The organism is Gryllotalpicola koreensis, assembly GCF_039538185.1.
Lineage (GTDB): Bacteria > Actinomycetota > Actinomycetes > Actinomycetales > Microbacteriaceae > Gryllotalpicola > Gryllotalpicola koreensis.
The window spans coordinates 1-5,434 of sequence record NZ_BAABBW010000010.1 but is presented as its reverse complement, the minus strand read 5'-3'; the positions used below and the strand labels follow the sequence as shown (position 1 = coordinate 5,434).

The window sequence follows — 5,434 nt, the reverse complement described above, 5'->3', positions numbered from 1 at the left end:
CTAATGGGTGTTCGGCGGTGTCCTACTCTCCCACAGGGTCGCCCCTGCAGTACCATCGGCGCTGGGAGTCTTAGCTTCCGGGTTCGGAATGTGTCCGGGCGTTTCCCTCCCGCTATGGCCGCCGAAACATCTTCGACCAGGCACTGGTCGTTTTTCAGCTGGTGTGCTGGTGCCCGTATGTCGGGAACCACTCAGTGGACGCGAGTCAAGTCTCATGTTTTTGTGTGTTGTCAAGTTGTCGGCTTATTAGTACCAGTCAGCTGCACACGTTGCCGTGCTTCCACATCTGGCCTATCAACCCAGTCGTCTGGCTGGGAGCCTCTCCCCCGAAGGGATGGAGATCTCATCTCGAGGCCGGCTTCCCGCTTAGATGCTTTCAGCGGTTATCCATCCCGAACGTAGCTAATCAGCGGTGCTCCTGGCGGAACAACTGACACACCAGAGGTTCGTCCAACCCGGTCCTCTCGTACTAGGGTCAGATCCTCTCAAATCTCCTGCGCGCGCAGCGGATAGGGACCGAACTGTCTCACGACGTTCTAAACCCAGCTCGCGTACCGCTTTAATGGGCGAACAGCCCAACCCTTGGGACCTACTCCAGCCCCAGGATGCGACGAGCCGACATCGAGGTGCCAAACCATGCCGTCGATATGGACTCTTGGGCAAGATCAGCCTGTTATCCCCGAGGTACCTTTTATCCGTTGAGCGACGGCCGTTCCACAACGTACCGCCGGATCACTAGTCCCGACTTTCGTCCCTGCTCGACCTGTCAGTCTCACAGTCAAGCTCCCTTGTGCACTTACACTCGCCACCTGATTGCCAACCAGGTTGAGGGAACCTTTGGGCGCCTCCGTTACTCTTTAGGAGGCAACCGCCCCAGTTAAACTACCCACCAGGCACTGTCCCTTGACCGGATCACGGTCAGAAGTTAGATATCCAGAGCGACCAGAGTGGTATTTCAACAATGACTCCACGAACACTGGCGTGCCCGCTTCACAGTCTCCCACCTATCCTACACAAGCCGCACCGAACACCAATACCAAGCTATAGTAAAGGTCACGGGGTCTTTCCGTCCTGCTGCGCGTAACGAGCATCTTTACTCGTAGTGCAATTTCGCCGAGTTCGCGGTTGAGACAGCTGGGAAGTCGTTACGCCATTCGTGCAGGTCGGAACTTACCCGACAAGGAATTTCGCTACCTTAGGATGGTTATAGTTACCACCGCCGTTTACTGGGGCTTAAATTCTCAGCTTCGCTCTAAAGAGCTGACCGGTCCTCTTAACCTTCCAGCACCGGGCAGGCGTCAGTCCGTATACATCGTCTTGCGACTTGGCACGGACCTGTGTTTTTAGTAAACAGTCGCTTCCCACTGGTCTCTGCGGCCACTCCACGCTCCCCCAGCAAGTGGGTTCACGTTTCGGGCCCCCCTTCTCCCGAAGTTACGGGGGCATTTTGCCGAGTTCCTTAACCACGATTCTCTCGATCTCCTCGGTATTCTCTACCTGACCACCTGAGTCGGTTTGGGGTACGGGCGGCTGGAACCTCGCGTCGATGCTTTTCTCGGCAGCATAGGATCACCGAATTCCCCTTGACGGGTATGCGTCAGATCTCAGGCATACAGGAGACGGATTTGCCTATCTCCAGCCCTACATCCTTGCCCCGGGACAACCATCGCCCGGTACGGCTACCTTCCTGCGTCACACCTGTTACTACGCTTGCCTCCCCGGACTGGGTCGCACGCTCCGCCGGCGGCGCCACCACAAGGGCAGCAGTGCCGGCATCGGATGCTTAGCATTACCAGATCAGCATGGGCGGTTCTTCGCCGGTACGGGAATATCAACCCGTTGTCCATCGACTACGCCTGTCGGCCTCGCCTTAGGTCCCGACTTACCCAGGGCGGATTAACCTGGCCCTGGAACCCTTGGTCTTCCGGAGGACGGGTTTCTCACCCGTCTTTCGCTACTCATGCCTGCATTCTCACTCGTGTGGCCTCCACAACTGGGTCACCCCGCTGCTTCACCGCCCACACGACGCTCTCCTACCCATCACCGCGACTGGACCACGAAGGCCTGTCTGCTGCGGCAATGCCACGACTTCGGTGGCGTGCTTGAGCCCCGTTACATTGTCGGCGCGGAATCACTTGACCAGTGAGCTATTACGCACTCTTTCAAGGGTGGCTGCTTCTAAGCCAACCTCCTGGTTGTCTGTGCAACTCCACATCCTTTCCCACTTAGCACGCGCTTAGGGACCTTAGTCGGTGGTCTGGGTTGTTTCCCTCTCGACGATGAAGCTTATCCCCCACCGTCTCACTGCTGCGCTCTCACTTACCGGCATTCGGAGTTTGGCTAACGTCAGTAAGCTTTTGGGCCCCATCGGCTATCCAGTAGCTCTACCTCCGGCAAGAAACACGCAACGCTGCACCTAAATGCATTTCGGAGAGAACCAGCTATCACGAAGTTTGATTGGCCTTTCACCCCTACCCACAGCTCATCCCCCAGGTTTTCAACCCTGGTGGGTTCGGTCCTCCACGACGTCTTACCGTCGCTTCAACCTGGCCATGGGTAGATCACTTCGCTTCGGGTCTAGAACACGCGACTGAAACGCCCTATTCGGACTCGCTTTCGCTACGGCTCCCCCACACGGGTTAACCTCGCCACGTATCACTAACTCGCAGGCTCATTCTTCAAAAGGCACGCCGTCACCGGAACAAGCCGGCTCCGACGGTTTGTAAGCGAACGGTTTCAGGAACTATTTCACTCCCCTCCCGGGGTACTTTTCACCTTTCCCTCACGGTACTTGTCCGCTATCGGTCATCTGGGAGTATTCAGGCTTACCAGGTGGTCCTGGCAGATTCACACGGGATTTCTCGGGCCCCGTGCTACTCGGGAACACCCTCCGGCCGGCGCAGCATTTCGGCTACAGGACTCTCACCCGCTACGGTCAGCCTTTCCAAGCTGTTCGCCTACACCACGCACACGTCACCGCGGGAGAACGGCAGTCCTCCCCGAAGGGTCCCACAACCCCCACCACGCAACCCCTGCCGGGTATCACACGTGACAGGTTTAGCCACATCCGCGTTCGCTCGCCACTACTAACGGAATCGCTTTTGCTTTCTCTTCCTGTGGGTACTGAGATGTTTCACTTCCCCACGTTCCCTCTACCCGCCCTATACATTCAGGCGGGAGTAACCAGGTCACCCAAAGGGCCTGGCCAGGTTTCCCCATTCGGACACCCTCGGATCACAGTTCGCTTATCAACTCCCCGAGGCTTATCGCAGATTGCTACGTCCTTCATCGGCTCCAGATGCCAAGGCATCCACCGTTCGCTCTTAGAAACTTGCCACCACAACATGAGTCAAAAAAATCGTTCAGAGCCCACAAGACTCTGGAACAGACCATTTGGTGACCCGCAACCAAAAAAAGCTGCGGATCTAAGATGCTCGCGTCCACTGTGTAGTTCTCAAAATACGGACAGCACCCACAGGCCAGGACGAACCCGAACCCACAGGCCTGAGAAAAACCGCCAGCCCCTCCCCAACCAGGGAAGAAACCCGCACGGTCCCTCAGGACCCAACAGCGCGCACCCCCCGACCACCCCGGCCGGCCCCGTTCCCAACCCCCGAAGAGGCCGTACTGAGAACCGATCAGATCGATCGGAGGCATTGTCAACGTTCCACCCACGAGCCCCACCCCACAGACATCCGCCATGGGCATGGGTTCTGGACCAGCGAACTGGTCAGATGCTCCTTAGAAAGGAGGTGATCCAGCCGCACCTTCCGGTACGGCTACCTTGTTACGACTTAGTCCTAATCACCGATCCCACCTTCGACAGCTCCCTCCACAAGGGTTAGGCCACTGGCTTCGGGTGTTACCGACTTTCATGACTTGACGGGCGGTGTGTACAAGGCCCGGGAACGTATTCACCGCAGCGTTGCTGATCTGCGATTACTAGCGACTCCGACTTCATGAGGTCGAGTTGCAGACCTCAATCCGAACTGAGACCGGCTTTTTGGGATTCGCTCCGCCTTACGGCATCGCAGCCCTTTGTACCGGCCATTGTAGCATGCGTGAAGCCCAAGACATAAGGGGCATGATGATTTGACGTCATCCCCACCTTCCTCCGAGTTGACCCCGGCAGTCTCCTATGAGTCCCCGGCCGAACCGCTGGCAACATAGAACGAGGGTTGCGCTCGTTGCGGGACTTAACCCAACATCTCACGACACGAGCTGACGACAACCATGCACCACCTGTATACCGACCACAAGGGGGCGACCGTCTCCGGCCGTTTCCGGTATATGTCAAGCCTTGGTAAGGTTCTTCGCGTTGCATCGAATTAATCCGCATGCTCCGCCGCTTGTGCGGGCCCCCGTCAATTCCTTTGAGTTTTAGCCTTGCGGCCGTACTCCCCAGGCGGGGCGCTTAATGCGTTAGCTACGACACGGAAACCGTGGAATGGTCCCCACATCTAGCGCCCAACGTTTACGGCGTGGACTACCAGGGTATCTAATCCTGTTCGCTCCCCACGCTTTCGCTCCTCAGCGTCAGTTACGGCCCAGAGAACTGCCTTCGCCATCGGTGTTCTTCCTGATATCTGCGCATTCCACCGCTACACCAGGAGTTCCATTCTCCCCTACCGCACTCTAGCCCGCCCGTACCCACCGCACGCCTCAGGTTGAGCCTGAGGATTTCACGGCAGACGCGACGAACCGCCTACGAGCTCTTTACGCCCAATAATTCCGGACAACGCTCGGACCCTACGTATTACCGCGGCTGCTGGCACGTAGTTAGCCGGTCCTTCTTCTGCAGGTACCGTCACTCCGAAAAGCTTCTTCCCTGCCAAAAGAGGTTTACAACCCGAAGGCCGTCATCCCCCACGCGGCGTTGCTGCATCAGGCTTGCGCCCATTGTGCAATATTCCCCACTGCTGCCTCCCGTAGGAGTCTGGGCCGTGTCTCAGTCCCAGTGTGGCCGGTCACCCTCTCAGGCCGGCTACCCGTCGTCGCCTCGGTAGGCCACTACCCCACCGACAAGCTGATAGGCCGCGAGCCCATCCAAGGCCGAAAAAATCTTTCCACCCCCCACCATGCGGCAGAAGGTTATATCCAGTATTAGACACCGTTTCCAGCGCTTATCCCAGAGCCAAGGGCAGGTTACTCACGTGTTACTCACCCGTTCGCCACTAATCCAAGGGTGCAAGCACCCCCTTCATCGTTCGACTTGCATGTGTTAAGCACGCCGCCAGCGTTCGTCCTGAGCCAGGATCAAACTCTCCACAAAAAAATTGCGGCCGAGATCGACCATGACAAAAGAACATCAAAACTGACATTCAATCAATCAAATAAACCAAAGGAATCCAACACCCAACCAAAAACGATCAGGCGCCGGGAATTGGCATTGACAATGTGCACGCTGTTGAGTTCTCAAAGACCGTACGCACCC

3 rRNA genes are annotated in these 5,434 nt (G+C 57.2%); all 3 read right to left on the bottom strand.

The features are described 5' to 3' along the window. Positions 1-9: 9 nt before the first annotated feature. The 3 genes from rrf to ABD708_RS19380 all read right to left on the bottom strand — a co-directional run bounded on the left by rrf (position 10) and on the right by ABD708_RS19380 (position 5,272). Positions 10-126, bottom strand: a 5S ribosomal RNA gene (gene rrf / locus ABD708_RS19390). Positions 127-226: 100 nt separating this feature from the next. Continuing rightward, positions 227-3,337 (bottom strand): 23S ribosomal RNA (locus tag ABD708_RS19385). Between the two features lie 408 nt (positions 3,338-3,745). Beyond that, positions 3,746-5,272 (bottom strand): 16S ribosomal RNA (locus tag ABD708_RS19380). The 16S, 23S and 5S rRNA genes sit together here, the layout of an rRNA operon. Positions 5,273-5,434 lie beyond the last annotated feature (162 nt).